Source organism: Romboutsia sp. 13368 (genome assembly GCF_018336475.1).
GTDB lineage: Bacteria > Bacillota > Clostridia > Peptostreptococcales > Peptostreptococcaceae > Romboutsia.
In genome coordinates this window covers 901,021-901,238 of record NZ_CP048741.1, presented here as the reverse complement: position 1 = coordinate 901,238, position 218 = coordinate 901,021, and the positions used below count along the sequence as shown (strand labels likewise).

The 218-nt window shown below is 26.0% G+C and carries 1 protein-coding gene; it reads right to left on the bottom strand.

What is annotated here, in order from left to right; genetic code table 11:
- On the bottom strand, positions 1 to 218 hold a 218-nt coding region (locus tag G3997_RS03625; RefSeq protein ID WP_296648245.1), incomplete at both ends, for a hypothetical protein.

Here is a 218-nt window from a genome sequence, read left to right as displayed (position 1 = left end):
ATATTCATAGATGATATTAAACTTTCATTATTTAGTAATTTATAATTTCCASTTYTAAAGTTTTCAATAAATTCACACATACTTCTTCTTAGTTCTATCCACGCTTCTTCCACATTTGAAAATTGAGATGGATATATCCATTTGTTGTCCTTCTTTRAGTAATAAATTTTAAACTTTAATGCACTACCGCCTTTTATACTTCCTAATGGTACTGTATT